This is a genomic window from Streptomyces sp. NPDC048018, assembly GCF_043202995.1.
GTDB lineage: Bacteria > Actinomycetota > Actinomycetes > Streptomycetales > Streptomycetaceae > Streptomyces.
In genome coordinates this window covers 355,735-381,624 of record NZ_JBIDBK010000005.1, presented here as the reverse complement: position 1 = coordinate 381,624, position 25,890 = coordinate 355,735, and the positions used below count along the sequence as shown (strand labels likewise).

Below are 25,890 nucleotides of genomic sequence, written 5' to 3'. Positions count from 1 at the left end.
GCGCCTCGGGGGCCTTCGGCGCGTACGGCCCGGACCCGGGCGACTTCCCGCGGACCCGTCAGCCCGCGGCCGACTCGTGCAGCTCGAACCAGATCGCCTTGCCCTCGCCCCGCGGGTCCACGCCCCATGTGTCGGCCAGCATCTCCATCAGGATCAGCCCGCGCCCGCTGGAGGCCATCTCGCCCGGGTGGCGCCGGTGCGGCAGTTCGTCGCTGGCGTCGGCGACCTCGACGCGGAGCCGGCGGGCGTTGCCCAGGCAGACGACCTCGGCCACGAGCAGCGCGTCGCCGTCGGTGTGGACGAGGACGTTGGTGACCATCTCGGAGACCATCAGCACCGCCGAGTCGACCTGCTCCGCGTCCGACCAGTCGTGCAGCAGCTGCCGCACCTGCTCACGCGCGGTGGCGATCCGCTCCGGCTCGGCCTGGGCGACGGTCATCATCGTGCGCCGCGGGGCCTCCTGCACGGCCGTGCCCTGGCGGGAGAGGAGGAGGACCGCGATGTCGTCCTCGCGGCGGTCGGCCAGCGGACCGGTGGTGTAGTGGGAGCCGGGCCCGTGGACGGCCTCGACGAGCCGGTCGGCCAGCTCCTCCAGGTCCTCGCCCGTATCCGACTCCAGCAGCTTCCTGACCCGCTCCCAGCCGCTGTCCAGGTCGTGGCCGCCGGTCTCCAGGAGCCCGTCGGTGCAGATCATCAGGGTCTCGCCGGGCTCCAGGGTGAGCCGGGTGGTGGGGTAGTCGGTGTCGGGGTCGATCCCGAGGGGCAGGCCGCCCGCCGTGGGCCTGAGCAGCACCGTTCCGTCGGTCATCCGTACCGCGGGGTCCGGGTGCCCGGCCCGGGCGATCTCGACTACGCCCGAGTCCAGGTCGACCTCCAGGTAGAGACAGGTCGCGAACCGGCCCCCGCCGTAAGCGCCCTCGTCGTCCGTGCCGTCGTTGATGCCGTAGAGGAAGCGCGAGGCCCGGGACAGCACGGCGTCCGGGCGGTGTCCCTCGGAGGCGTAGGCGCGGAGCGCGATCCGCAGCTGGCCCATGAGCCCCGCCGCCCGCACGTCGTGCCCCTGCACGTCGCCGATGACCAGGGCGATCCGGCCCGGGCCGGCCCCGCCGGGCAGCCGGATGACGTCGTACCAGTCGCCGCCGACCTGGAGGCCGCCGCCCGTGGGCACGTACCGCGCGGCGACCGCGATGCCCGGGATCCCGGGCCCCAGCACCGGCATCATCGTCCGCTGCAGGCCGAGCGACAGCTCCCGCTCCGACTCGGCCACCCCGGCCCTGGCCAGTGCCTGCGCCAGCATCCGGGCGACCGTCGTCAGGACGCTCCGCTCGTCCGGCGTGAAGGCCACCGGATGCTTGAACGCGGCCATCCAGGCCCCCATCGTGCGCCCGGCGACGACGAGCGGGACGAAGGCCCAGGAGTGCCGGCCGAAGCGCCGGGCCAGCGGCCAGGTCATCGGGAAGCGGCGCGCGTACTCCTCCTCGGTCGGCAGATAGATCGCCCGCCCGGTCCGGACGACCTCGGCCGCCGGATAGTCGGTGTCCAGGGTCATCGAGGTGAACGGCCCCTCGTCGCCGTCGCCGTGCCCGTGGTGCCCGATGACGGTGAGCCGCTCGCCCGACATGCCGAAGACGGCGAGCCCGTCCGGCGAGAAGCCCGGCATCGACAGCGATGCCGCGACCCGCAGCACCTCCGCCGTCGACCGGGCCTCGGCGAGCGCGCGGCCCGCGTCGAGCAGGAAGGCCTCGCGGGAGCGGCGCCAGTCGCCCGTGACCGGGGTGCGGGCGGCGGTGCCGGGCTGCGGCTCGGCGACCTCCTGCAGCGTGCCGACCAGCTGGTAGTCGTTGCCCTCGATCAGCGGCTTCGACCTGCTCCGTACGGTGCGGATCACCCGCCCGTGCCCGTCCATGATCCGCAGCCGGGCCTCGGCGAGGGTGTCCTCGGCGACGGCGAGGGCGACGACCCCGTCGATCTCGTTCCAGTCGACCGGATGAAAGCGGGAACGCGCGGCGGCCTCGGTGAGCTGCACGGGCTCGGCGGGCAGCCCGAGCAGCCGGGCCGCCTCGGCGTCGAGGGTCACCACCCCGGAAGCGTTGTCCCAGCGCCACAGACCGGTCGCGATCGCAGCCAGGACGTCCTCGGTGCGCATTGCCCCACTTTATGAAGATCGGACAGCAGATCGCCACTGAGAGTATTCGAATCGCGATCTTGGGTGTCCCGGTACCCTGGGACGGCTGGACGTGTGTGTGTCCGGCACCCACCAAGGATCCCGAAGAACTGGATGAACGACGATGCATCGGTACAGGTCCCACACCTGCGGCGAGCTCCGCGCCTCTGACGTCGGCACCGACGTCCGGCTGAGCGGCTGGCTGCACAATCGGCGCGACCTGGGCGGCATCCTCTTCATCGATCTCCGCGACCACTACGGCATCACCCAGCTGGTCGCCCGCCCCGGCACGCCGGCGGCCGAGGTCCTCGACAAGCTGACCAAGGAGACGGTCGTCCGCGTCGACGGCAAGGTCGTCTCGCGCGGCGCCGACAACGTGAACCCCGAGCTCGCCACCGGCGAGATCGAGATCGAGGCCGCCACCGTCGAGGTCCTCGGCGCGGCCAAGCAGATCCCGTTCACCATCAACACCGACGACGGCGTGAACGAGGAGCGGCGCCTGGAGTACCGCTTCCTCGACCTGCGCCGCGAGCGCATGCACCGCAACATCATGCTGCGCTCGGCCGTCATCGCCGCCATCCGCTCCAAGATGGTGGCCCTCGGCTTCAACGAGATGGCGACCCCGATCCTCGCCGCGACCTCCCCCGAGGGCGCCCGCGACTTCGTCGTCCCGTCCCGTCTGAACCCGGGCAAGTTCTACGCCCTGCCGCAGGCGCCGCAGCAGTTCAAGCAGCTGCTGATGATCTCCGGCTTCGACCGCTACTTCCAGATCGCGCCGTGCTTCCGCGACGAGGACGCCCGCGCCGACCGCTCGCCGGGCGAGTTCTACCAGCTCGACGTCGAGATGAGCTTCGTCGAGCAGGAGGACGTCTTCCAGCCGATCGAGAAGCTGATGACCGAGCTCTTCGAGGAGTTCGGCGGCGGCCGCCACGTCACCTCCCCGTTCCCGCGGATCCCGTTCCGCGAGTCGATGCTCAAGTACGGCAACGACAAGCCGGACCTGCGCACCGACCTCGAACTCGTCGACATCACCGACGTCTTCGAGAACTCCGAGTTCAAGGCCTTCGCCGGCAAGCACGTCCGTGCGCTCGCCGTCCCGGACACCGGTGACCAGCCGCGCAAGTTCTTCGACGGCCTCGGCGACTTCGCCGTCTCCCTCGGCGCGAAGGGCCTCGCCTGGGTCCGCGTCGGCGAGGAGAACGCGCTGACCGGCCCGATCGCCAAGTTCCTCACCGAGGAGAACGTCAAGGTCCTCACCGAGCGCCTGGGCCTCAAGCCCGGCCACGCGGTGTTCTTCGGCGCCGGCGAGTTCGACGAGGTCTCCAAGATCATGGGCCCGGTCCGGGTCGAGGCCGCCAAGCGCGCCGGCCAGTTCGAGGAGAACGTCTTCCGCTTCGCGTGGATCGTGGACTTCCCGATGTACGAGCGGGACGAGGAGACCGGCAAGATCGACTTCTCGCACAACCCGTTCTCCATGCCGCAGGGCGGCCTCGAGGCCCTGGAGACGCAGGACCCGCTGGACGTCCTCGGCTGGCAGTACGACATCGTCTGCAACGGCATCGAGCTCTCCTCCGGCGCGATCCGGAACCACGAGCCCGAGATCATGTTCAAGGCCTTCGAGATCGCGGGCTACTCGAAGGAGACCGTGGAGCACGAGTTCGCGGGCATGCTCCGCGCCTTCGAGTACGGCGCCCCGCCGCACGGCGGCATCGCCCCGGGCGTGGACCGCATCGTGATGCTCCTGGCCGACGAGCCGAACATCCGCGAGACGATCGCCTTCCCGCTCAACGGCAACGCCCAGGACCTCCTCATGGGCGCCCCGACGGAGCTGGACGAGGCCCGTCTGAAGGAGCTGAACATCCAGCTCCGCAAGCCGGTCGAGAAGAAGACCACGGAGGACCGCCCGGTCACGGAGTCGGTCCACCCGGACGCGGCGCGGTAAGCGGTACGTCCTCCTGACGTGAGGGGCCCGGAACCGTGGGTGCGGTTCCGGGCCCCTCACGCTTCCCGTCGGCCCGCCCGGAACGGCGCCCAGAGATCGAGGCTCCCTACGTCGCCGTGGCCGGCGCGGCGACCACGCTCCTCGTCAGTGGCCCGGTGGAGGGAGAAGGCGCCCTGCCGTGCGTCGTTCGGGGCGATGGTCATGGCGGTCGCCCTTCGTCTGTGCCAGGGCGAGGATCGTCACGTTCAGGGTAGGTGGCAGCTCCCGCACCGGCCCGGTTCCGGTCCTCGGTACGCCCGGTCGCAGACGTCGCAGTTCTGCAGCGGGTGGTGTTGCCGTTCGGGGGCACGGAAGGGCGGCGGAGCCGGGAGCCGTTCGGACAGACGGTGAGCGAGGATGGCGGCGGGGCGGTACAGGGGTGCCGGGAGGTCGGCGGTCAGAGCATGCCGTACGGCGTCCGGGGCGACGTCCCGCTCCAGCCAGGCGGCGACTCCTGGGGAAAGGTGCTCGGTCTCGGCGGCGGTGAGAAGCAGTCGGGGGTCTCGCAGCCGGAGCCCGGCGAGGAGTTCCACGGCGGTCAGCAGCAGGTCGGAGGCGGGATATGCGGGCTGCGGCACGGCGGGCAGGGCGCGGCGACGCGGCTCGGGCCGGGGGGTCCGTGCGGGCTCCGGCACGGCGGGCAGGGCGCGGCGACGCGGCTCGGGCCGGGGCTTGGGCTGCGACTTCGGCTTCGGCGCCGGTCGTGCGGTCCGGGTGCCGGCGCTGGTCCTGCCGCGGCCCGGCTGGTTGCAGAACACCGACCGTGTGACGATCCGCCCGTTCGCCAGGCGTACGCGCTCGCGTCGCAGGTAGCCGTGGGCCTCCAACTCGCGCATGGCACGTGCGGTCCGGGTGGTGCCCTCGCGCAGGTTCCTGGCGATGGTCTTGATGTCGATGGGCGCGCCCTCGGGCAGCGATTGGATGTGGCTGCCGATGCCGATCGCCAGCCCGGACAGCTCTCCGTGCTGGAGGAGGTGGTTGCCGACGACGGTGAAGCGCTCGGTGTGGCGCGTGTTCTCGTGAATCACGCCGCCGGTCGTACCCCGGTGAGAGTGGTTCTTCCCGCCGTTACGGGACGGATGGGGCGGGCGCACGCTAGTGTTCTGGTTATCCATCGGGAAGGTCCTAAGCTTCCTGGATGGTCAGGCCCTCGCACTGGGATTGCCGTCCCGGCGGGGGCCGACGCATGTCCGGGGTGGTGTCGGTCGTGCCGAGCGTAGATCAGGCAACCGGGCCCTCCACTACTCCAGTTGGCATATTTCACCGGCAAGAGTGACGGGCAGGGCTGGGAGGGAAAGGGAGGGGTGGGGGGTTCTTTTCTCCTCCGGTTCTTGTTAGGTGGGACCACCCGAGCCACCGGAGTCCGCTTCTCCGGGCTCCGGTGAACCGACGAGATCCAGCTCCGCCCAGACCGTCTTCCGGGGTACGGGTACGGACCGCCCTCGGCGCCCCACGGGTCGGCCGGTGCCCAGACGAGCAGCGGCCCGTCGCCCGTTCCGACCGGGCCGGGACCCATCCGGTCCGGTGGCGCGTAAGGCGCCGGCTCGGGCCCGCCCCTTCAACGGGCGATGGTGGCGTGGAACCCGTGAGCCGCCGTCACTCGCCGCCGGCGAGGTAGGGACGCACCCGAGTCACCGCCGCCCCTGTGGCCGTGAAGCGGAGCCGGGAGTCGGCGTGTTCGAGGGACACCCGCACGGACCCCGTGCCGTGCGGGGCGAGCGCGACGCCGGCCCTGGCGCTGGGATTCCATCCGGAAAGGAAGATTTCCGAGGTGTTCGTGAAGGCGACAAAGAACTCCACGGTGTTGTAGGGCCGTTGGCCCCATTCCGGGGGTGGGTTCGGGGGAAGGCGGCCGGTCTCGAATCCCAGGGTCGCCGAGCGCTCGCGTTCGTCGATCTGGAGGTAGAACAACTCGCAGGCCTCCAGCGGAAGGCCGCCAGCTCCGTAGAGCCCGCGCAGCCGACCCTCCGGGTCGACCTGCAAGGTCCAGTCAGAGGCGTTCATAGAAGTTCTTCTCGTCAGGTCCGGGGAGTGACTCGTAGCGGCGCCTGTCCAGCGCCTGCGCGAACAGATGCCTGCCGGCGTCCGACCCGTCGGGCCCCGCCCGGAAGGCACTCACGTGCCCGACGAGGGCGGAACGACTGCTGGTGAAGGCGAGGTCCACGCCCGGGGCGACCGCTGTCACCCGCACCCGGTCCCCTCCTTGCACGGATCCCACGTCGAAGGAGACGGCTGAAGCCGGCGGATCCCACACCGCCAGGGTCAGGTCCGTGACGGCGAGGAACTGGAGGTGGCACTGAACGGTGTCGACTCCCGACCCCGCCCACTCGTCCGGAAGGCGCGAGGGGAACACCGGGAGGTCGACGCGCAAGGTCACCGTCGGACCACGCCAGTTCATCTGGAGGGACCGCAGACGGAGCCCGTCGAGGGCGGGCAGTTCTCCGTAAAGTGACGTGAGGATCTGTGAGTTGGGGATGACGAGCCGGTTGGTCATGGTCCCGTACACTCTACGAACCCGAACGACCTTCCGGTGCGAGCTCCGCTCCCTCTGCGGGAGATGCGCGACGACGACCCGAAGCGTCCTCCTCCTCGGTCGCCGCGCACACCAGTCTGCGCCCACGCGGCGTTCGTCCCGCTGCCGCAGAGGCGCGAGCGTACCTCGCTCACCCAGGAGAGAATCGATGGGTGACGATCCACGTCTCTGATTCCTCCGTCGACACCGCGCACATCACTCGGCCGTCCTCCGACACCGTCAAGAATTCAGCGTTGCCGGTGCCGGCGCGAATTCGGGACGGGAGGGCGGCTCCGATGGAGTCTCTCACGTGAATCCAGGTGATTTCCCCACGCGCGACGGAAGTGAGAATGTAGAATTCACCTCCCTCTGTGAGGAGGCGGTTGGCGGCGGCCTGATCTGCCCACTGGCGGTCCAGTTGCGCGGAGGCGTCCGGCAGTGAATCGGCGATGGATACCGTGGGTTCGACTGCCACTCCGTTGACCGCGTAGATCGCAGACATGACGGCGGGGAAGCCCATGGGGACCTCACGATCCAGCACTGTGAGGCCGCTGGCCTCCAACTTCCTCTGCCACTCCGGTGTGGCGTCGTCATGATCCTGTGCAGAAGAAGTGATGGTCGCCGCCTTCCTCGTTGATCCTCGGCGTAGATGTACCCCGGCTCATACGTGAGACGCTTGTCGCCGACCACCTTCCATGGGTTCAAGAGCAGCTACGGCAGCGGCAGCGAGGGCGACTCCTGCGTCGAGGTCGCCACCAACCCCGACACGGTCCACGTCCGCGACTCCAAGCTCACCGACAGCCCCCGGCTCGCGCTCGCGCCGACCGCGTGGGCGGGCTTCGTGTCGTACGCCTCGGGCCGCTGACGTACACAGAACCCACGTGCCCACCGGGAATAACGTACGACGATCCACGCTTCGTATTTTTCCGTAAAGGCAGCGCACATCATCGACCGTCAAGCCGCCGAGAAGAAGCCCGCGGACGACCGCCCGGTGCCAGAATCTGTCGACCCGGACGCGGCGCGCTATGCCTGACCGTTAGCTAATGGAAGGGCCCGTAACCGTACGACGGTAAAGGGCCCCTCGGTGCATCGTGATGCATTAAGGCAGCCGGCGCCACTTCAGACACGCTCTAGGGAAGTTGTGGTATGAGCGCCAGCCACTCATGGATGTCAGGTGCTACCTTCTCGTCTCTGCTCAGAACGTCCTTGATTTGCAGGAGTGGAGACAGCACGTTCTTGATACGCCGGAGTTGCAGGATTTCCTCGCGCGGCTTTGTCTGCCACGCCTCGGCGCTTTGAGTGACTTCTGCAGGGGTCATTCCGATTTGCGGGAAGATCGCGGCGCAAAGGTCGGACGGCTGGCGAGTCGCATCTGTTTCGCTTGCGCCGAAGAATCGGATCATGTACGCACGGATACTGACTTCCTCGGCGAGTTCTACCTTCGGGTCCGTGTTTCCCGAGTGTTTCTTCGGGAGGGCTGACAATGCCAGATGCCTCCACCGAATTCTTGTCTCTGCGGCGTCCGAGTTTCTCTGCATTCTGCCAACGGCTAGGTCACGCACCTGCTCCCAGTGGCCTGGTGATGCAGTGCTGTCGGCAGTCTCTCTGACGTGCCGTTCCAGTTCCGGCAGGGAGCGGCTGGTGATGTCGTAGGCGTCGCCCCCGCCGCGACCATCGGCTGAAGGGTGGTCAGAAGAAGGTGATTCCTGCGCGTTCACATGCTTCCTTACCGATCTCCAGGCTCTCGGCCGGAGGTTTGTGGTGTCCGCTGTTCCGATTGATTTCCATTCCAAAGTACGATCCCTGGCCGCCTGCGATTTCTGCACTCGTGTGGTTCAAGAGCAGCTACGGCAGCAGCAGCGAGGGCGGCTCCTGCATCGAGGTCGCCACCACCCCCGACACGGTCCACGTCCGCGACTCCAAGCTCACCGACAGCCCCAGGCTCGCGCCCGCGCCGACCGCGAGGGCGGGCTTCGTGTCGTACGCCTCGGGGCGCTGACGCGTAGAAGGCGACTCGCAGCTGCCACCCGTCTCCCTGACAGTCTGCCTGCCCAGCGTTCTCGCCCATGAGAGAGAACGCTGGGCAGGCTCCGGCGGACGATGACCCGCCGCCGGGTCCTCCTCGCGGGCGGCGGCGCCGCGGACGCTGCCGGTATCAAGGCAAGCGCGATCGCGTCGGCGGCGGAGGGCCGCCGAAGGGCTCGACGACGGGCAAGGGTGCGTTGCCCGAGCTCTGCGACTGACAACCGCCGAGCCCTCCCCTGAGTCCCGGGTCAGAGGTAGGCGAGATCTCCGCCCCGTCCGAGAAAGCTGTTGATCCGGGTTGTCGCCTCGGTGCCTTCGAAGGCTGTCACGTCTCTTGCCATGCTCCGGAGAACGTCTGTATAGACCACGCTGGGGCAGAAAAGGACGAAGCCTGCGTAGGGATGCTTGTTGAGTGGAATGGCAGGGAAGAAGCCCGCCTCGACGGAGAATCTCAGGTAGAGAGAGATGATTCTCCGGCGGCGGGACTCCAGGTCTTTCGAGTTCCTGAAATCTCTGGAGAGTGACCAGTGGGTTTCCATCAGTAGAGCCGATCGGAGCCAGGCACTGTTCGATGCGTCAGAGCCTCCGACGGCGCATGCGAATTCTGAGCTACGGATCGCCAGGTTGCTGATGAAGTCACGGACGGTCGGCTCGGTGTTCGGGAGGGACTGGTACCGGGACTCGAAGCAGGGAAGCCCCTGGAACTGATGGGTGGCCGCACGCTTTCCCGAACGCCACAGAATCGAATGCCCGTCGACGCTCTCGCCCGGAGGCTCCCAGTTCACTGGGCGAAGCTTTGCCGACCATGCGAAGAACCTTTTTTGGTGAAGCTTGGGCAGGACAGTGGCCCAGGTGTCGCTTTCCATGTCTGGCTCGCAGAACACCCACACCGCACCGATATCACCCAGTGGGCCCTCCAGGGACGAGACTGTTGAGCCGATTCCCTCCGAATCCCAGCGCGCTTGTCCGCAGATGAAATAGCCCTCACTCGACATTCCTCGGTACCCCCCTGAGTCCGTATGCTGATGGCGTGTCGCCATGGTAGACGTGCTCGCCCTTGGGGTCGTGATAGTGAGGCAGTGGCCACTCTTCAAGTTCTGGATCCTTGTTCTTGAAGTAGTGCCCATTTGCGTGGTGATAGAACTCCAGCTCATTCCCCTTGGAGTCGATGGCGCGTATCAGCTCCCACGGCTCGCCCTTGGGGCCGTGGAGGTTCGGGTTCTTACCCCCTTGTCCGACCCTCTCGATGTACGAAGGGTCCTCGATCTCGTAGCGGCGCAGGACTTTGGCGAGAGCTGAGTCGTGGTCAGGGAACCGGACGTCGCCGCGTTCGACATCGGGCGGAAGGTTCATGCGAGCGACGCGCGGAACCGCTCCAAGGAGGAGAAGTAGTCACTACGCGCACCGTCCCCTGCGGGAAGGCTCGAAAGGTCCTTCTCCGCGAGTTCCAAAGTGGGACGGAGCACCGCGTCCGCGAGCTCTCCCAGACCGCACTTACCCAGGACGGTCCCCCTTGCCGAAACCGTGACGACTCCCTTGCGGTCGCGCCGGAAGTCGAGCCGGAATGACGTGTCGGTACCCACGAACGACGCCGTCTTTCCCCCGCCGGTGAAAAGGGGCCGAAGCGAGTCGAGCAGGAGGGGAACCGACAGGTAGATCATCATCCCCTGATCGGGGACATGGCCGGCCGATGCGACTGCTCCGCCCTCCCCCTCACAGGTGACGTCCCCGAGGTCGAAGCCACTGGGTTCGCCCTGGTCGGGGCGGACGGTGAACGTCATCCTGATCACGGACAATCACTCTTTCCTGGGAGGAGAAGCGGACGTTCTGCTCCCGCTGAGGGAGATGCGCGACGACCTCGGTTCGGCCCTGTAGTTGGCTCTCTCCGCGAGACCATCGCACTCCCGCTCAACGGCAACGCCCAGGACCTGATGACGGGTGGCCCGACGGAACTGGAGGAGGCTCGTCTGCGCGAGCTGAACATCCAGCGTCGGGCCCCGTCGTGCGTCGGCCCCGGTCTGACGACTACGCCTTACAACCGCAAGGTGCCGGAATCGGGTCTCATGTGAACTTTGATGAGACCATTTCCATCGTATTCTGCAAAGTCGTCAAACTCGAGAACGGGGCCTTCGTCGCTCAAGTCCGCGCCGCAGAAGTATCGTGAGCCAGGAGCGCCGGAATAAAGGTAGTCCAGATCGGGAATGGCGTCGCGAGTTCTGCATACAATCCCTGGCTCGCGCCCTGCGTACATGATGAACACGAATTCGTGGTTTCCTGCCGGGCTCGATCGAAACTCTTCCCAGAACTCCCGGTCATCAAAGTTGTCGGGGAGCTCTAGCTCCTTATGTGGTAGGACCGCCCATCTCACGCTGCTTACAGTCCAGGGGAGTCTGCTGAGGGCTGCATTGAACTCTTGTGAGTGGCCTTTTTCGAGTATGACGTGCTCGTGATCGTCAAGCCATGTGGCGACGTGAGCAGATCGCACGTGCATAAACTTTCCCCTCACGTATGCGGATAATGTTCGAGGATTTCAAGAAAGTCCCCTTCGGTGCCACCCCGTATCGTATCTGCCCCATACTGCCACTGGTCACTCCTCTTGCGTCCGACCCGAGACCACCAGTTGACGTGAAACCCCTTTTCCGGATTATCGGGATCGAAGTCGATTCTCCATCCACGCATTCCATCCGGGCTCTGCATGCCCGTCACCCGGCCGGCGTGAGGGCCTATTTCTTGCACAAAGGGTATCTGGTCGTCCCCCAGGCCAGCACGCTCCCTTGCGTGCTGGCGAGCGTCGGCGTAGGTGTCGAAGTACTCGTGAATCTCGCGAGATTTCTTTCCCTTTCCGTCCTCGTCAGGGCACGCCTTCAGTCCTAGTGGATCCGCCCATGTATTCGGATTGGAGACGTACGCAACCGAATTTGGTGCCGGAGCCAGACCCAACGGATCCTGGCTCAAGTACCGAGCCGACTCCGGGTCGTAATACCGGAAGTAGTTGTAGTGCAGCCCCGACTCCGGGTCGAAGTACTGGCCCGGGAAGCGCAGTGGCGTGTAGGCCGTGGCGTCTCGGTTCCACGTCGTCGTGCCCCAGAGGGTGGTGCGGGTGCGCCAGGCGAGGGTGCCCGACTCGTCGACGAGTTCCGTCGGTGTGCCGATCAGGTCCGTGACGATGGCGAAGAAGCGCTCGTCGTCCGTGTCCGTGCGGCGTTCCGTCTGGGAGAGGGGCCGCAGACCCGCGTGGTCCCAGGTCAGGACGACGTTCTCGGTCGACTGCTCGCAGAGGGTCGTGCCGTCCCAGGTGAAGTGGACCGTCTCCGAGGCGGATCGCTTGGATATGCGGCGGCCCAGAGCGTCGTACGCGTAGTGCCAGACCGTGCCGTCCGGCGTGGTCACCGACGTCAGGCGGTCTTCCGCGTCCCAGGCGTACCGCCAGGTGTCCGGCTTCCGGGAGAGGCGGGTCTTCTGGCGCAGGACGATCCGGCCCTGGTCGTCGTGCTCGTAGCGGACGGCGCCCGCGCGGGTGATCCGCGTGCCCTCGTACGCGCGCGGGCCCGTCGCCGACTGGGCCGGGTGCGCGGACGGCCAGTCGGCCGCCGTCTGGTTGCCGGCCTCGTCGTACGCGTACCGCTCCGTCCACCGGTCCGCACGCACCGCCGTGACTCGCCCCGCCCCGTCCAGGTCGAAGCGGCGCGTCCCCGAGAACTCGTCCGTGACGGCGACCAGGCCGCCGTCCGGGCGGTAGTCGTACGCGCGGTGCTGGAGGCGGGCGCCGCCCCGGGCCGACGTGACCTCCTGCACCGTCAGGCGGCTCATCACGTCGTACGTCGACGTCAGCGAAGCGAAGTCCGCGACCGTGCGCTCCACCTCGCGGCCCAGCGCGTCGAAGGAGAAGGCGAGTTCGCGCCCGGAGGCGGTGAGGCTCGTCCTGCGGCCCGCCGCGTCGTACGACCACGTACTGACCGAACCGCCCGGCGTCGTCCTCCCCACCCGCCGGCCCGCCTCGTCGTACGTATAAGACAGAGTCCGGCCGTTGACCGTCTCCGACACCAGACGGCCGAAGCGGTCCCGGAGGCGTTCAAGGCGCGCGTCCGGGTTCGTCGCCACCGCCAGTTCGTCGAAGATGTCGTACTCGTACGTCGTGACGGCCCCGCCCGCGTCCTTGCGGAGCAGCCGGCCCAGTGCGTCCCGCTCGAAGCGGACCGTTTCGCCGGCGCCGTTCGTGCGGGATGTCAGGCGGCCCGCCGTGTCGTGCGTGTAGGTCAGGGTCCTGCCGTCGAAGTCCGTCTCGGATGTCGTCCGGCCGGCCCCGTCGTAGGCGTACGTCCAGGTCAGGCCCTGGGGGTTGGTGACGCCCGTCAGCTGCAGCGCCGCGTCGTGGGTGAAGGAGTAGCGCGTCCCGTCGGGGTCGGTGCGGGTCGCGAGGACGTCGAAGTCCCCGTAGGTGAAGACCGTCGTGCCGCCGAGGGCGTCGGTGTGGGTGAGGCAGTTGCCCTCGCCGTCGTGGGTCCAGGTCTCCACGGAGCCGTCCGGCGCGGTCCGGCGGGCGAGACGGCCTTCCGGTGTCCACTCCAGCCGCGTCACCGCTCCCATCGCGTTCGTGACGAGGACCGTTCGGCCGAAGGCGTCGTAGGCGTACGTGGTCGTCGCGCCGAGCGGGTCCGTCACGGCGACCGGGAGGCCCGCGTCGTCGCTGCGGACGCGCGTGACGGCACCCAGGGGGTCCGTGACCGTCGTGAGCCGGCCCCGTGCGTCGTACGTGAACTCCGTCCGCCCGCCCGAAGGGCTGGTCGCCGACGTCCGGTTGCCGCGCTCGTCGTACGTCTGGCGGACCGTCGTGCCGTCCGGGCGCCGGACCTTGACGGGCAGGCCGAGCGCGTCGTACTCGGCCGTCGTGGTCCGCCCGTCGGGGCGGGTGACGGTCGTGAGCCGGCCCTCGTCGTCGTAGGCGAGGAGCGTCGTGTGGCCCAGGGGGTCCGTGCGGGAGAGCAGACGGCCCCGGGCGTCGTACGTGGACCGGGTGGTCGCGCCGTCCGGTGCCGTCTCGGCGGTGATCCTGGCCTGGTCGTTCAGCTCGAAGCGGGTCGTCCGGCCGAGCGCGTCGGTGTACGTCGACTCCCCGTCGCCCCAGGTGAAGCGGCCGGCCATGACGCCGTCGCGGCCGGACTGGGAGACACAGCGGTCGCGCTCGTCGTAGACGTAGTCGTAGCGGTGCCCGTTGCTGTCGGTCCAGGACGTCATCCGGCCCCGCTCGTCGTAGCCGAAGAGCAGCGGGCGGCCCGCGGAGTCGGCGACGGAGGTCAGATGGCCGTCGGTGTAGCCGTAGCGCCGGATCTCCTGGTCGCCCAGGTGCAGGGCCGTGATCCGGGATCCGTCGGTGGTGAGGCGGAGGCGGTAGCCGCCGTGGTGGACGAGCTCGGTCGGGGCACCGTCCGTGTCGTGGCCGACGGTGATCCAGTTGCCGTTGCGGTCGTCGATCTGGACGAGGACGGCCTCGTCCCCGTCGCCGACGGTGGCGAAGTGGCGTACGACGCCGGTCTCCGGGTCCGTCACCGTGTACGTGGCGTCCGACGCGTCCCGGTCCAGGGTCCAGCGCCGGGTGCCGTGCGTCGGCAGTACCGGTACACCGGGGGCCGGGTGCGGGTAGGCGAGGAGACTGCCGTCCTCGCAGAGCAGGACCACCCCCTCCGCGTCGATCTCCAGTCGCTGGTCGATCGTGCTCGCCCACGCAGGACCGAACCACCGGCCCGCCCGGTAGGAGGACTCGTAGTGCCGGCCGAAGACGAGCGGCAGTGCGCCCGGCAGGGCGATGTCCGTCTGCGGCAGGAAGACCCGCCCCGTGGCCATGTCCACGGGGTCGCCGCAGTCGCACTTCTCGTCCGGCTTGCGGCCGGCACCGTGCGGGTCCTCGGTGTGGGCGTCACGGCCCGGGGTGCCGCCCGGCTTCCTGTGCGGGACGTCGTCCAGGTGCTTCAGCCGTGTCAGGGACTTCAGGCCGCCCGCGCCCTTGGTGCCGATGAGTTCCGGGACGAGGCGGCCGAGGAACTCGGAGGGGTCGCCCTTGGCGGCGTCCCAGGCGTTCTTCAGGGCGCGGTCGGGGTTGGCGGCGGTGGAGACGAGGCCGGCGAGGGTGGTGTTGACGCCCTTGTAGTACTCCGCCGGGTGGGTCAGGTTGTACGGGTCCATCGGGTCGAGCGAGCGGACGAAGTTGAGCAGGCCCGCGGTGCCCTTGACGACGCCGCCGCCGAAGTGGGCCAGCTCGAAGCCCTGCCCGACCCCCCAGTCCGTCAGTTCCAGCTTGGCCTTCTCCAGGCCGGTCGGCTCCTTCGGCGCGTGTGCGAGGGCGGCGCGGACCGCGCCCTTGGCGGTCTCGCCGGCCTCGTTGCGGGCCTTGCGGGCGTCGTTCAGGATCTCCTGTGCGCGCTTCCGCTTGGACGCGCCGGGGTCGGAGAAGTCGCCGGGATGGGGCAGCGGCTTGTCGCTCTCGCGGGCGGCCTCGTAGGCCGCGGACTTCTTCTCGTAGGCCTCCGCGGCCTCCTTGGTGTCCTTGTCGCCCTCCTTGTACAGGGCGATCGCCTCGCGCGCCTTGCCCTGCGCGCTGGTCACCGCGTGCGCGTAGGTCTCCAGCGCCTTGGCCGCGTGCTCCATCGCGTCCGCCGCGTGCAGCCAGTCCGTCGGCAGGGTCTGGAACTTCTCCCGGAACGTGTCGGCCGCCGCGCCCTTCCAGTGCGCGGAGTCCAGCTTCTTCATCCCGCCGCCGACCAGGTCGAAGGCGCGTCGGAAGTCCCGCAGGTTCTTCACGGTGGCCGCGATCCTGTCCGGCTTGCCGTGGACGAGCTCGTCGGCCTGCTCGGTCTGCCCGAGCTGCTGTTCGCCGACCTCCGCGCCCAGGGAGGAGGCGGTCTCGTCGCCCCAGTCCTCGACCGCGTCCGCCCAGTCGTGCGCCCCGGCCTTGTCCAGTACCTGGCCGGTCTTGTCGGTGACGTAGTCGACGCCTTCGCCGACCAGCTCCTTGCCCCGGTCGAGCCCGTGGTCGACCCCGTCGACGATCTTGTCGCCCCACCCCTTCCAGTCGACCATCAGCGGCTCTCCCCCCACCGCGGCTCCTCGGCCTGGTCGACCGTCGCCTGGTCGGGGGCGAGTTTCTCCTTCAGCTTGGCGTCCACGAGGTCACGGTCCGCCGGGTCGATCAGCCCGGAGCGCTCCATCTGGTCCAGCTCCGCGTCCATCACGTCGTAGCCGGTGTTCTTCCAGGTCTGCTTGACCTCGTCGTGCGCCTTCGAGAACGACTCCGGGCTCCAGTCCGCGCCGTCCCAGGCGTGCTGGTCGCGGACGGTCTCCCAGCTCATCTGCTTGACCTCGTCCTCGGACAGATGCGGATTGCCGTTCAGGGAGTTCACACCGATCTTGAAGGTGTCCTTGATGTACTGCTCCTGCTCGGCGAACGACCCCGCCGACAGGCCGACCCCCTGCGCGAAACCGTTCCCGCGCATCGCCAGCGCCCGCACGCCCCACTCCCACCGGCCGCAGAACGTCTCGAACTCCGACGTCAGACCGCCATGGCCCAGCTCCAGCCCGGACAGGGCCAGATCCGAGAAGCCACGGCCCACGGACGCCTGGCCGGTCATCCCGAGGTCCTTCAGCTCGGAATGCGCCAGATCGATGCCCTTCGCTATCTCCGCCAGCGCCGCCGGCGGCACCGCCAGATCAGGATCGTTCCCGCTCACCGCTCCCCCGTTCCCCCGAGATCCACCGCCACCTCGTCCGGAACGATCCCCGCCACCGGCGGGAACACCACTCCGTCCGTACTGCCCGCATCCAGTGCCACCCCGCCCGGGCCGGGCAGCATCGGCACCATCACGTCGAGAAGCCGCGCACCCAGCACCGTCCGGTACGTCCACTCCCGGCCCGCCTCGCCCCGGGCCTCCGCGAACCGGGCCAGCGCCTCCTCGTCGGAGAACGCGCAGATCCACCGCACCCCGTTGAAGTCGGCCGTCCACAGGCTCCCGGACGCGTCGAACGGCACCAGGACGGCCGTACGCCGGAACTCGCCCAGCAAACGCGCAAACTCGCGGCGCGCCGTCGCGAGTTCGTCGACGGCGGCCGGGTCGGTCGTCGCCCCGGGCGGGTCCGCCGTCGGCCGCGCCGGCGCCGGAGCGGCCGCCAACTCGGCGAGTCGCGAAACTCTTTGAGGCCTCGCCTCGTCGTCCCCGTTGTCGATCACCCGGTCATGTTGTCATGTGCTTATTTCCGCGAGCAATGACCATTCGGGCGATGTCCGTTGCTCGTTGCGGGCCCGGGACGCAGCGCGGCGGCCGCCGTCCCCGGAAGGGGACGGCGGCCGCCGTGGTGGGTGTGCCGGGGGGCGTCAGTCCTTCTTCGGGTCCTCCAGGCGCGGGAAGAGGACCGCGCCCTTCGTCACCGTCGCGCCCGCCGGGAGCCTGCCCCACGTGCCGGCGTCCTGGACCGGCTGGGCGGCCAGGGCGCCCAGGACGGGCTCGGCGCCGAGGGAGTCCCAGAGCTTCTGGGAGGTCTCCGGCATGATCGGGTTGAGGAGGACGGCGACGGCGCGGAGGGACTCCGCGGCCGTGTACAGGATCGTCGCGAGGCGGGCGCGGCCCTCCTCGGACTCGTCCTTCGCGACCTTCCACGGCTCCTGCTCCGTGATGTAGCCGTTGACCTGCTTCACGAAGTCGAAGATCGCCAGGATGCCGCCCTGGAAGTCCAGCTCCTCGCCGATCTTCGCGTCGGCCGTCGCCACGGCCTTCGCCAGACCCTCGTGGATCGCCTTCTCCGCGTCACCGTCCGCCGCCGACGCGGGGAGCGCGCCGCCGAAGTACTTGCCGACCATCGCCGCCACGCGCGAGGCGAGGTTGCCGTAGTCGTTGGCCAGCTCGGAGGTGTAGCGGGCGGTGAAGTCCTCCCACGAGAACGAGCCGTCGCTGCCGAACGCGATCGCCCGCAGGAAGTACCAGCGGTACGCGTCCACGCCGAAGTGCGAGGTCAGGTCCTGCGGCTTGATGCCCGTCAGGTTCGACTTCGACATCTTCTCGCCGCCGACCATCAGCCAGCCGTTGGCCGCCACCCGGCCCGGGACCGGCAGGCCCTGCGCCATGAGCATCGCCGGCCAGATCACCGCGTGGAAGCGGAGGATGTCCTTGCCGACCAGGTGCACGTTCGCCGGGAAGGTCTCCTCGAACTTCGCCGGGTTCTCGTTGTAGCCGACCGCCGTCGCGTAGTTCAGGAGGGCGTCGACCCACACGTAGATCACGTGCTTGTCGTCCCACGGGATCGGGATGCCCCAGTCGAAGGTCGAGCGGGAGATCGACAGGTCCTGCAGACCCTGCTTGACGAAGTTCACGACCTCGTTGCGGGCCGACTCGGGCTGGATGAAGCCCGGGTTCGCCTCGTAGAACTCCAGCAGCTTCGGGCCGTACTCGCTCAGCTTGAAGAAGTAGTTCTCCTCCTTGAGGATCTCCACCGGCTTCTTGTGGATCGGGCACAGCTTCGTGCCGTCCTCGGCCTCGAGGAGATCGCCCGGGAGCTTGTACTCCTCGCAGCCCACGCAGTACGGGCCCTCGTAGCCGCCCTTGTAGATCTCGCCCTTGTCGTACAGGTCCTGCACGAACTCCTGGACGCGGTCGGTGTGACGCTTCTGGGTGGTGCGGATGAAGTCGTCGTTCGCGATGTCCAGGTGCTCCCAGAGGGGCTTCCAGGCCTCCTCGACGAGCTTGTCGCACCACTCCTGGGGCGTGACGCCGTTCGCCTCCGCGGTGCGCATGATCTTCTGACCGTGCTCGTCCGTGCCGGTGAGGTACCACACCTTCTCACCGCGCTGGCGGTGCCAGCGGGTGAGCACGTCGCCTGCGACGGTCGTGTAGGCGTGGCCCAGGTGAGGAGCGTCGTTGACGTAGTAGATGGGGGTCGAGACGTAGAACGCCTTCGATCCCTGCTTCTCGTATCCAGTGGCCGCCATGGTGCGAATTTTAACGGCCGGGAACCGCTGCCCCTGCCGGGGCGGCCGGGGCCCGTCGCACGCCGGGGGCCCGGCGGCACGCGTGACGCGTGCGGCGCCGGGCCCCCGGGGGCCGAGCAGGTGGTCGGGCGGGTGGTGGGGCGGGGCGCGGGAGCCGGTGGGCGCGTGGGTGCCTCACCGGCCCACCGCAGGGCCCCTGCCCGTCCCTAGAGCGACCAGTCCGCGAGGAGCCCCTTGTAGAACGCGGCGTGCGGGGTCTCCACCGGGGCCGGGCCCGCGAAGTGGACGCCCGTACGAGGGGTCGCGAGCTTACGGAGGTAGTCGAAGGCCTTGTTGTCCTCCTCGCCCCACACGGTGAAGCGCCAGTGCACCGCAGCCCTGCCCTCCGCCGCCGCGTCCGTCAGCGCCTGGGTCGCGGCCGTCTTCGACTCCGGCGCGCCGTCCGTCTGGAAGACCACCAGGGCGGGAAGGGCCGGGTCCGCGCTCTTCTCGTGCAGCGCGAGGACCTCCGCGATCGCCCGGTCGTAGTTGGTCCGGCCCATCCGGCCGAGGGTCGCGTTGATCGCCTCGACGCGGTCGGGGGTGGTGTCGGCGGGGCGGAGCTCCGCGGTGCCGTCGATCTCCGTCGAGAAGAAGACGGTGGTCACGGCCGCGTTCTCGGACAGGTGCGCGGCCAGCGCCACGGTCTGCTCGGCGAGGCGCTGCACGGAGCCGTCCTTGAAGTACGGCCGCATCGAGCCGGAGCGGTCCACGACCAGGTACACCGCCGCCCGCGCACCGGTCAGGCCCTGCTTCCTGAGCACCGCGCCGGCCGCCTTGTAGGCGTCCACGAGATGCGGGGCGTCGGCCTTGAGACGGGCGGGGGAGAGGGCCGGGGAGGGCGCCGCGGAGGGGGCGGGGACGGCGGTGGCCGCCTCGGTCTCCGGCTCCGGCTCCGGCTCGGTCTCGGCCTCGGGGGCTTCCCCGGTCTCGGCCTGGGGGGCGTCCTCGGGCTTCGTCCCGGCCTCGGGGGCGTCCTCGGGCTTCGTCTCGGCTTCCGCTTCCGCTTCCGCCTTCGTCCCGCCGTCGGCCGAGGGCTGCGCCTCGGGCTCGTCGGCCGGGGCCGCGGGCTCCGCCGGAACCTCCGCGACCGTCTCGGCGGAAGTCTCGGCCTGCGGCTCGGCGGCGCCGTCCTCGGCCGCCGGTGCCTGAGCCTCGGCCGTGACGTCGGCCGCCTGCGGCTCCGGGTCCGTGGCGGTGGGCTCGTCCTCGATCGCGGGCTCGCCGTCGGCCACGACCTCGGTACCGGCCGCGTCCTCCACCGGAGCGGGCTGCTCCGGCGTGGCAGGCGCCTCGACCGCTACGGCGGCCTCGGCGGCGACGGGCTCGACGGCGACGGGCTCGGCCGGGACCGGCTCGGCTTCGTCCGCAGCCGCCAGGCTCGCGTCGGCGTCGGCGTCGGCGGCCCCCGGCGTCTCCTCGGCGGCAGAGGTGCGCTCGCCGGTCGCCGGCGCGGTGGGCTCGGCTGCCGCCTCGACCTCGGCCGCCACCGGCTCCGCCTCGTCGTCGCCCGCGCTCGCGGCCGGGGCCGCGCCCGCGCTTCCGCTCTTGCCCTCGGCCGGGGCCGCGTCATCGTTCTCGCGCCCGACCTCGGCCTCTGCCGGGGCCGCGCTCGACGGCTCCGCCTCGGCCTCGGCCGCGACGGCCGCCGTCTCCGTCCCCGAGGACGCCCGGCGCGCGGCCGGGATCTGCGGGTTGTCGAAGCTCGCCGCCACCAGATCCGCCGCGGCGCGCTCGGCCGCGCGCTCCGCGGCGCTGTCCGCCGGGGCGGCGTCGGCCGGAGCGGCCTCCGGGGCCGGAGCGGCGGCCGGCCCGGCCGCCGAGGCCGCCGTCTCCGCGGACTTCTCCGCGGACGTCTCGCTCGTCGCCTCGGTCGGCGTCTCGGCCGGCTCCGGCGCCCGCTCGGGCTCCGGCGCCCGCTCGGTCGCCGCCGTCGTCTCCGTCTCAGGCGCCATCCCCTGGGCCGGGACGGAGGTTGCCGGGACGTCGGGCTCGGCGTCGTTCGCGCGGTTGCGGCCGAATACCTTGCTCAGCAAGCTCCGAATACCCATGGGAGAACCCCTTCGCATGAGTTGGGTGCGGTATGCGTCCTTCATCCCTGGCCAGGGCGGACACGTAAGGTTAGCGGCCGCCCTCGCCGCTCCCTACGACCCGGGCGCCCCCGGTTGCCGCGCATTCATCGCGCGTTCACTCCAACGCCTCCGCTGTGCAGAAGTGCACACATAACGTCACGGCCGACCAGAGCCGAGCCATGGAGGACGAAGTGCGCAAACTGCTGCCGATGCTGAGCAACCACTCTCACGGAGGCGGCCGTTCCGCCCTGACCTGCCGGTTCCGGTGCGGTGACGCCTGCTTCCAGGAGGTGCCCAACACCAGCGCCAACGAGTACGCCGGCGACGTCATAGCCGGAGTGCTGTCGCGCCGCTCCGTCATGCGCGCCGCCGCCGTCGTGACCGTCGCCTCCGCCGCCGGCGGAGCCGTCGTCCTCGGCAACGCGCCCGCGGCCGAGGCGCACGGGGGCCACCACCACCAGGGCGGGAGGGCCACCGGCGCCCGTGGGCTCCGCTTCGACCCGGTCGCGCCCAACACCGCCGACCAGGTCACCGTCCCCGAGGGCTACGCCCAGAACGTCGTCATCCGCTGGGGCGAGCCCATCCTCCGCGGTGCCCCGGCCTTCGACCCGGAGAAGCAGACGGCCGCCGCCCAGGCCGGGCAGTTCGGCTACAACAACGACTTCCTCTCCCTCCTCCCGCTGCGCGGCGAGCCGCACCGCCAGGTGCTCGTGGCCAACCACGAGTACACCGACGAGGTCCTGATGTTCCGGGGCTACGACCCCGAGAACCCGACCCGCGAGCAGGTCGAGATCGCCTGGGCCGCGCACGGTCTCGGTGTCGTCGTGGTCCAGGAGGAGCACCGCACCGGCAGGCTGACCGCGGTCACCCGCCACCACCTCAACCGGCGTCTCACCGCGACCAGCGAGTTCGAGCTCACCGGCCCGGCGGCCGGCAGCGACCTGGTGAGGACCTCCGCCGACCCCGAGGGCCGGACCGTCCTCGGCACGCTCAACAACTGCTCCGGCGGCACCACCCCGTGGGGCACCACCCTCCACGGCGAGGAGAACTTCAACCAGTACTTCGCCAACGCCTCCAGCGCCACCGACAAGCGCTACGGCATCGGCACCGGCGCCACCGAGCGCAAGTGGGAGCGCTTCGACAAGCGCTTCGACCTCAAGCAGGAGCCCCACGAGGCGCACCGCTTCGGCTGGGTCGTCGAGCTCGACCCGTACGACCCGGAGTCGACCCCGCGCAAGCGCACCGCCCTCGGCCGCTTCAAGCACGAGGCCGCGCAGCCCCGTCTCACCGACGACGGCCGTCCCGTCGTCTACATGGGCGACGACGAGCGCTTCGACTACTTCTACAAGTTCGTGTCGAGCAAGCGGATGAAGAAGGGTTCGTCGCGGGCCGCGCACGCGCACAACCTCACCCTGCTCGACGAGGGCACCCTCTATGTCGCCAAGCTGACCGGCGACAGCCCGGCGGCCGAGATCGACGGCACCGGCAAGCTGCCCTCCGACGGCGAGTTCGACGGCTCCGGCGTGTGGATCCCGCTCGCCACGGCCGGCCCCGAGGGCAGCGTCTCGCACGTCCCCGGCATGACCGCCGAGGAGGTGTACGTCTTCACGCGCCTCGCCGGTGACAAGGTCGGCGCCACGAAGATGGACCGCCCCGAGGACATCGAGCCGTCCCCGCGCACGGGGCGCGTCTACGTCGCGCTCACCAACAACACCAACCGCGGCAAGGGCACCAACCCGGCGGCCGACGAGGCCAACCCGCGCAACCTCAACAAGCACGGCCAGATCCTGGAGCTGGCCGAGCACTGGGACGACCCGGCCGCCGACGGCTTCGCCTGGCGCCTGTTCCTCGTGGCGGGCGACCCGAACGACCCGGCGACCTACTTCTCCGGCTTCCCGAAGGACAAGGTCTCCCCGATCTCCTGCCCGGACAACGTCGCCTTCGACCCGCACGGCAACCTGTGGATCTCCACCGACGGCAACCAGCTCGGCTCCCACGACGGTCTGTTCGGTGTCGCCACGCACGGCGAGCGGCGCGGTGAGCTCAAGCAGTTCCTGACCGTTCCGCGCGGCGCCGAGACCTGCGGACCGATCGTCCAGGACCGCCGCGTCCTGGTCGCCGTCCAGCACCCGGGCGAGATCGACGGCGCCTCCGTCGAGAAGCCCGCCTCCGTCTGGCCCGACGGCCCGGGCCGGATCGTGCGCCCCGCCGTCGTCTCCGTCTGGCGCACCGACGGCCGCGACATCGGCGTCTGAGCCGGACGGGACCCGGTTTCCGGCCCCGGAGTCGATCCCGGGGCCGGCCGTGGCCTCCGAGGCCCGGGCGTCGCTTCGGCCGGGGCCGGCCGTCGTGGGCCCGGGGTGGGCGTCAGTCCACCCCGAGCCCCTCCCGGAACCTCACGAACTGCTCCTCCGGCTCCCCCGTGTACACCCACGGAACCCACGCCGCCCGCGCCCCCAGGAGCCCGAGCAGTTCCCTCGCCACCTCCACCTGGCCCGCGTAACACGCGGCGTGGGCGAGATAGTTGAGGTCCGCGACCTCCTCGGGCGCCACCGGGCTGCCCGGTTCCCGCCCGCCGATCCAGCGCGCGTGGGTACGGCGCAGCTCCGTCACCGCCAGCTCGTGCTTCCAGTGCTGGTCGAAGCCGCGCACCGGGCCGCGGCCCAGCGCCCCGTCCGCGATGTAGCGGTACTCCTCGACCCGCGCGATCTGCACCAGGATCGGCAGGGGCGAGCCGGGCGGCGCCACGCCGGCGGCGTCCCGCGCGAAGTCGTACATGGCGCCGTGCGTGCCGTGCCAGCGGGCCGACCAGTAGCGCAGCACCTGGGTGTGGCCCTCGGTGTTGTACGGGTCCCGGCGCCGCAACTCGGCGAACCAGTGGTGCAGTTGGCGGCGCGGCACCCCGCCCTCGTACAGCCGGGCGACGGACAGCAGCGAGATCCACGGCATCGGGTCCTGCGGCGCCGCGTCCGCCGCGGCGAGGCAGGCGTCCACGGAGGCGTCGATGCGTCCGCGGTCGACGGCGCCGCCCCGGCCCGCGGCGATGGCCGTGTCGAAGACCCGCACCACCTCGGTCGCCGCCCGCAGCACCGCCGCGTCCGGGTTGCCCGGCTCGGCCGCCCGCCAGGCCTCGACGGTCGAGCTGCCCGCCGCGGCGTGCGACAGGAGCCGTAGCCGGTGGGTGCGGCGCGACCAGTCGTCACCGGTCTCCGCCAGCAGGTCGCGTACGCCCTGCCAGCGGCCGATGACCATGTCGTGCCGTGCCTCGGTGAGCGCGCGGTCGCCGTAGTCCGGGTCGAAGTCCGGGGTGAAGCGCGCGACGCGTGTGGAGCGCCCCGATCGGGACGGGCGGCGCAGAGCGGCCATCCGGATGCCTCCCTCGTAAGCGGAATCTGCGGTACCTGCGAAGCCTGCGGTACCGGCGGGGCGGTGCGGAGCCTGCGGAACCGGCGGGCGGGTGCGAAATCTGCGGAGCCGACGAGCCGACGAGCCGATGAGCCGATGAGCCGATGAGCCGACGAGCCGGCGGCGGGGTGGCCGGGTGCCGGCCGGAGCGGCCGCCCGCGGCGGTGGCGCCGTCAGAAGTCGGTGGCGAGCGACTCGTCCGCCCGCCGGGCGCGCGGCGAGTCCGGCGAGGCGTAGGGCTCGGCGGCGGCGAGGGCGCGGCCGGCGTCGAGGCGGGCCGGGCGGTAGTAGTCGCTGCCCTTCTTCCAGTACACGAGCATCGGCACGACACCGACGGCGAGCCCGCCGAGGCCGATCACCAGCGAGGCCGTCGACAGTTCGCCGAGCGACTCGACGAAGACCCAGAGCATGAACGCCGAGCCCAGCAGGGGCCACGCCCCGCCCAGCAGGAAGTCCCGTACGGAGGCGAGCAGCAGCTTCTTGTAGGCGACGACCGCGGCGATGCCGGCGAGGCCGTAGTAGAACGCGATCTGCAGACCGATCGCGCGCACCGCGTCGCCGAGGACCTCGCCGACCGAGCCGGCGGCGGCCGAGGCGGCGAACATGACGAGCGCGGCGGCGCCGACGGTGAGGACGGCGACCCACGGGGTGTTCCAGCGGCGGTGGACGGTGCCGAGCGCGGCCGGCAGGGTCCGGTCGCGGCCCATCGCGAAGAGCGAGCGGGTGACCTGGATGAGGGTGGTCTCCAGGGTGGCGACGGTGGACAGGAGCACCGCCAGGATCAGCAGCTTCCCGCCGACGCCGGGCCAGATCTCCTGTCCGAGGACGGCGAGGACGTTCGCGTCGGCGTTCCGGATCCGGTCGGCGCCGAGCAGCACGTTGACGGCCACCGTGAACGCCTCGAAGAGCAGGAACACGACGCCGATGCCGACGAGGGCGGCGAGACCTGCCGTGCGGCGGCTGTCGCGGGTCTCCTCGCTGAGGTTGCTGGTGACGTCCCAGCCCCAGTAGTAGAAGGCGGCGATCAGCGCACCCGCCGCGAAGCCGGAGGTGCCGCCGAAGTGGCCGAGGCCGAACCAGGACCAGTCGAAGGCGGTGGCGCTCCCGCGATGGAGCAGCGCCCCCACGACGAAGGCGACCATGACGAGCATCTCGACGCCGGACATGACGAGTTGGGCCCGTACGGTGAGCCGCGCGCCGCCCAGGACGACGAGCAGCATCATCAGGAACCAGCCGGCGCCCACGGCGCAGGACAGTGCGGTGTCGTCGGCGTGCCCGGGGGCGAGCAGGGAGAGCGTGAGGGTCCCGGCGGGGAGCGATCCGGCGACCATGAAGACGGTGGCGGAGAAGACCAGCGCCCAGCCGGAGAGGAAGCCGAGGAAGGGGTGGAGGGTGCGGCCCACCCACGAGTACCCGGCGCCGGCGTTGACGTCGATCCGGCCGAGGCGGGCGTAGGCGAGGACGATGCCGAGCATGGGTATCGCGCAGTAGAGCAGCGAGGCGGGCCCGGCGAGGCCGACCGCGCCGAAGAGCACGGCGGTGGTGGCGGCGAGCGAGTAGGCGGGGGCGCTGCCCGCCACGGCCATCACGATGGTGTCGAACGTGCCGAGGGCGTTGGGCTGGAGACCTCTGCGGGGGGCTCTGCCGGATGCTCTGCCGGGAGTCGTGCGCATGGCGATGTCCTCGGGGGGTGGGGAGGGGGGAGGGGTCGAGCGAGGAGGA

General features: G+C 70.2%; 20 protein-coding genes. 4 read left to right on the top strand and 16 right to left on the bottom strand.

The window, feature by feature from the left end; translation table 11 throughout:
• Window positions 1–58: 58 nt before the first annotated feature.
• Window positions 59–2,146 carry a SpoIIE family protein phosphatase gene (locus tag ACGF1Z_RS21650; RefSeq protein WP_393006333.1) on the bottom strand — a complete coding sequence of 696 codons (2,088 nt, stop codon included), beginning with the start codon at window positions 2,144–2,146 and terminating at the stop codon, window positions 59–61.
• 142 nt (window positions 2,147–2,288) lie between these two features.
• Between ACGF1Z_RS21650 and aspS the strand changes: the two genes are divergently transcribed.
• Window positions 2,289–4,106 carry an aspartate--tRNA ligase gene (aspS, locus tag ACGF1Z_RS21645; RefSeq protein ID WP_393006331.1) on the top strand — a complete coding sequence of 606 codons (1,818 nt, stop codon included), beginning with the start codon at window positions 2,289–2,291 and terminating at the stop codon, window positions 4,104–4,106.
• Window positions 4,107–4,351: 245 nt separating this feature from the next.
• Here the strand turns inward: aspS and ACGF1Z_RS21640 are convergent, their stop codons facing one another.
• The 4 genes from ACGF1Z_RS21640 to ACGF1Z_RS21625 all read right to left on the bottom strand — a co-directional run bounded on the left by ACGF1Z_RS21640 (window position 4,352) and on the right by ACGF1Z_RS21625 (window position 7,159).
• Complete coding sequence (locus tag ACGF1Z_RS21640) at window positions 4,352–5,260, bottom strand: helix-turn-helix domain-containing protein (protein WP_393006329.1); 909 nt, start codon at window positions 5,258–5,260, stop codon at window positions 4,352–4,354.
• A 481-nt stretch (window positions 5,261–5,741) separates the two neighbouring features.
• A complete protein-coding gene (locus ACGF1Z_RS21635; RefSeq protein WP_393006327.1) occupies window positions 5,742–6,149 on the bottom strand; it encodes an Imm50 family immunity protein in 408 nt (135 codons plus the stop codon).
• Entirely contained in the window at window positions 6,136–6,639 is a 504-nt protein-coding gene (locus ACGF1Z_RS21630) for an Imm50 family immunity protein (RefSeq protein ID WP_393006325.1), read from the bottom strand. The genes ACGF1Z_RS21635 and ACGF1Z_RS21630 overlap by 14 nt, the downstream gene beginning before the upstream one ends.
• A gap of 169 nt (window positions 6,640–6,808) precedes the next feature.
• Complete coding sequence (locus ACGF1Z_RS21625; RefSeq protein ID WP_393006323.1) at window positions 6,809–7,159, bottom strand: hypothetical protein; 351 nt, start codon at window positions 7,157–7,159, stop codon at window positions 6,809–6,811.
• A gap of 174 nt (window positions 7,160–7,333) precedes the next feature.
• Here ACGF1Z_RS21625 and ACGF1Z_RS21620 point away from each other — a divergent pair, with 174 nt between their 5' ends.
• Entirely contained in the window at window positions 7,334–7,522 is a 189-nt protein-coding gene (locus ACGF1Z_RS21620) for a DUF397 domain-containing protein (RefSeq protein ID WP_393006321.1), read from the top strand.
• 265 nt (window positions 7,523–7,787) lie between these two features.
• On the opposite strand, the gene ACGF1Z_RS21615 is transcribed toward ACGF1Z_RS21620, so the two are convergent.
• Entirely contained in the window at window positions 7,788–8,375 is a 588-nt protein-coding gene (locus tag ACGF1Z_RS21615; protein ID WP_393006319.1) for a hypothetical protein, read from the bottom strand.
• Between the two features lie 68 nt (window positions 8,376–8,443).
• Between ACGF1Z_RS21615 and ACGF1Z_RS21610 the strand changes: the two genes are divergently transcribed.
• Entirely contained in the window at window positions 8,444–8,656 is a 213-nt protein-coding gene (locus ACGF1Z_RS21610) for a DUF397 domain-containing protein (RefSeq protein WP_393006916.1), read from the top strand.
• 274 nt (window positions 8,657–8,930) lie between these two features.
• Here ACGF1Z_RS21610 and ACGF1Z_RS21605 read toward each other — a convergent pair whose 3' ends face one another.
• The 8 genes from ACGF1Z_RS21605 to ACGF1Z_RS21570 all read right to left on the bottom strand — a co-directional run bounded on the left by ACGF1Z_RS21605 (window position 8,931) and on the right by ACGF1Z_RS21570 (window position 20,727).
• Window positions 8,931–9,677, bottom strand: a complete 747-nt coding sequence (locus ACGF1Z_RS21605; protein WP_393006317.1) for a hypothetical protein — start codon at window positions 9,675–9,677, stop codon at window positions 8,931–8,933.
• Window positions 9,667–10,035 carry a hypothetical protein gene (locus tag ACGF1Z_RS21600; RefSeq protein WP_393006315.1) on the bottom strand — a complete coding sequence of 123 codons (369 nt, stop codon included), beginning with the start codon at window positions 10,033–10,035 and terminating at the stop codon, window positions 9,667–9,669. The genes ACGF1Z_RS21605 and ACGF1Z_RS21600 overlap by 11 nt, the downstream gene beginning before the upstream one ends.
• Entirely contained in the window at window positions 10,032–10,472 is a 441-nt protein-coding gene (locus tag ACGF1Z_RS21595) for a hypothetical protein (RefSeq protein WP_393006313.1), read from the bottom strand. The genes ACGF1Z_RS21600 and ACGF1Z_RS21595 overlap by 4 nt, the downstream gene beginning before the upstream one ends.
• Before the next feature lie 712 nt (window positions 10,473–11,184).
• Window positions 11,185–15,756 (bottom strand): putative T7SS-secreted protein, encoded by a 4,572-nt coding sequence (locus ACGF1Z_RS21590; RefSeq protein WP_393006914.1) that lies wholly within the window; start codon window positions 15,754–15,756, stop codon window positions 11,185–11,187.
• Window positions 15,756–16,403 (bottom strand): hypothetical protein, encoded by a 648-nt coding sequence (locus ACGF1Z_RS21585; RefSeq protein WP_393006311.1) that lies wholly within the window; start codon window positions 16,401–16,403, stop codon window positions 15,756–15,758. The genes ACGF1Z_RS21590 and ACGF1Z_RS21585 overlap by 1 nt, the downstream gene beginning before the upstream one ends.
• On the bottom strand, window positions 16,400–16,900 hold the full coding sequence (locus tag ACGF1Z_RS21580; RefSeq protein WP_393006309.1) for an SseB family protein: 501 nt from the start codon (window positions 16,898–16,900) through the stop codon (window positions 16,400–16,402). The genes ACGF1Z_RS21585 and ACGF1Z_RS21580 overlap by 4 nt, the downstream gene beginning before the upstream one ends.
• A gap of 144 nt (window positions 16,901–17,044) precedes the next feature.
• The gene (gene metG, locus ACGF1Z_RS21575) at window positions 17,045–18,652 is read right to left on the bottom strand and encodes a methionine--tRNA ligase (RefSeq protein ID WP_393006307.1); all 1,608 of its coding nucleotides are present in this window, start codon (window positions 18,650–18,652) and stop codon (window positions 17,045–17,047) included.
• A 206-nt stretch (window positions 18,653–18,858) separates the two neighbouring features.
• Window positions 18,859–20,727, bottom strand: a complete 1,869-nt coding sequence (locus tag ACGF1Z_RS21570; protein WP_393006305.1) for a VWA domain-containing protein — start codon at window positions 20,725–20,727, stop codon at window positions 18,859–18,861.
• 227 nt (window positions 20,728–20,954) lie between these two features.
• Between ACGF1Z_RS21570 and ACGF1Z_RS21565 the strand changes: the two genes are divergently transcribed.
• Window positions 20,955–23,018: a PhoX family protein gene (locus tag ACGF1Z_RS21565; protein WP_393006912.1), complete on the top strand. Its 2,064-nt coding sequence runs from the start codon at window positions 20,955–20,957 to the stop codon at window positions 23,016–23,018.
• Window positions 23,019–23,130: 112 nt separating this feature from the next.
• Here the strand turns inward: ACGF1Z_RS21565 and ACGF1Z_RS21560 are convergent, their stop codons facing one another.
• A complete protein-coding gene (locus tag ACGF1Z_RS21560; protein ID WP_393006303.1) occupies window positions 23,131–24,129 on the bottom strand; it encodes a hypothetical protein in 999 nt (332 codons plus the stop codon).
• A 212-nt stretch (window positions 24,130–24,341) separates the two neighbouring features.
• Entirely contained in the window at window positions 24,342–25,841 is a 1,500-nt protein-coding gene (locus ACGF1Z_RS21555) for an APC family permease (protein ID WP_393006301.1), read from the bottom strand.
• Window positions 25,842–25,890 lie beyond the last annotated feature (49 nt).

Excerpts from the sequence above, each read along its gene's own strand:
- ACGF1Z_RS21635 (WP_393006327.1), bottom strand. The coding sequence starts at position 6,149 with ATGAACGCCTCTGACTGGACCTTGCAGGTCGACCCGGAGGGTCGGCTG.
- ACGF1Z_RS21600 (WP_393006315.1), bottom strand. The coding sequence starts at position 10,035 with ATGAACCTTCCGCCCGATGTCGAACGCGGCGACGTCCGGTTCCCTGAC.
- ACGF1Z_RS21640 (WP_393006329.1), bottom strand. The coding sequence starts at position 5,260 with ATGGATAACCAGAACACTAGCGTGCGCCCGCCCCATCCGTCCCGTAAC.
- ACGF1Z_RS21555 (WP_393006301.1), bottom strand. The coding sequence starts at position 25,841 with ATGCGCACGACTCCCGGCAGAGCATCCGGCAGAGCCCCCCGCAGAGGT.
- ACGF1Z_RS21650 (WP_393006333.1), bottom strand. The coding sequence starts at position 2,146 with ATGCGCACCGAGGACGTCCTGGCTGCGATCGCGACCGGTCTGTGGCGC.
- aspS (WP_393006331.1), top strand. The coding sequence starts at position 2,289 with ATGCATCGGTACAGGTCCCACACCTGCGGCGAGCTCCGCGCCTCTGAC.
- ACGF1Z_RS21625 (WP_393006323.1), bottom strand. The coding sequence starts at position 7,159 with ATGTCTGCGATCTACGCGGTCAACGGAGTGGCAGTCGAACCCACGGTA.
- metG (WP_393006307.1), bottom strand. The coding sequence starts at position 18,652 with ATGGCGGCCACTGGATACGAGAAGCAGGGATCGAAGGCGTTCTACGTC.
- ACGF1Z_RS21605 (WP_393006317.1), bottom strand. The coding sequence starts at position 9,677 with ATGTCGAGTGAGGGCTATTTCATCTGCGGACAAGCGCGCTGGGATTCG.
- ACGF1Z_RS21630 (WP_393006325.1), bottom strand. The coding sequence starts at position 6,639 with ATGACCAACCGGCTCGTCATCCCCAACTCACAGATCCTCACGTCACTT.
- ACGF1Z_RS21590 (WP_393006914.1), bottom strand. The coding sequence starts at position 15,756 with ATGGTCGACTGGAAGGGGTGGGGCGACAAGATCGTCGACGGGGTCGAC.
- ACGF1Z_RS21560 (WP_393006303.1), bottom strand. The coding sequence starts at position 24,129 with ATGGCCGCTCTGCGCCGCCCGTCCCGATCGGGGCGCTCCACACGCGTC.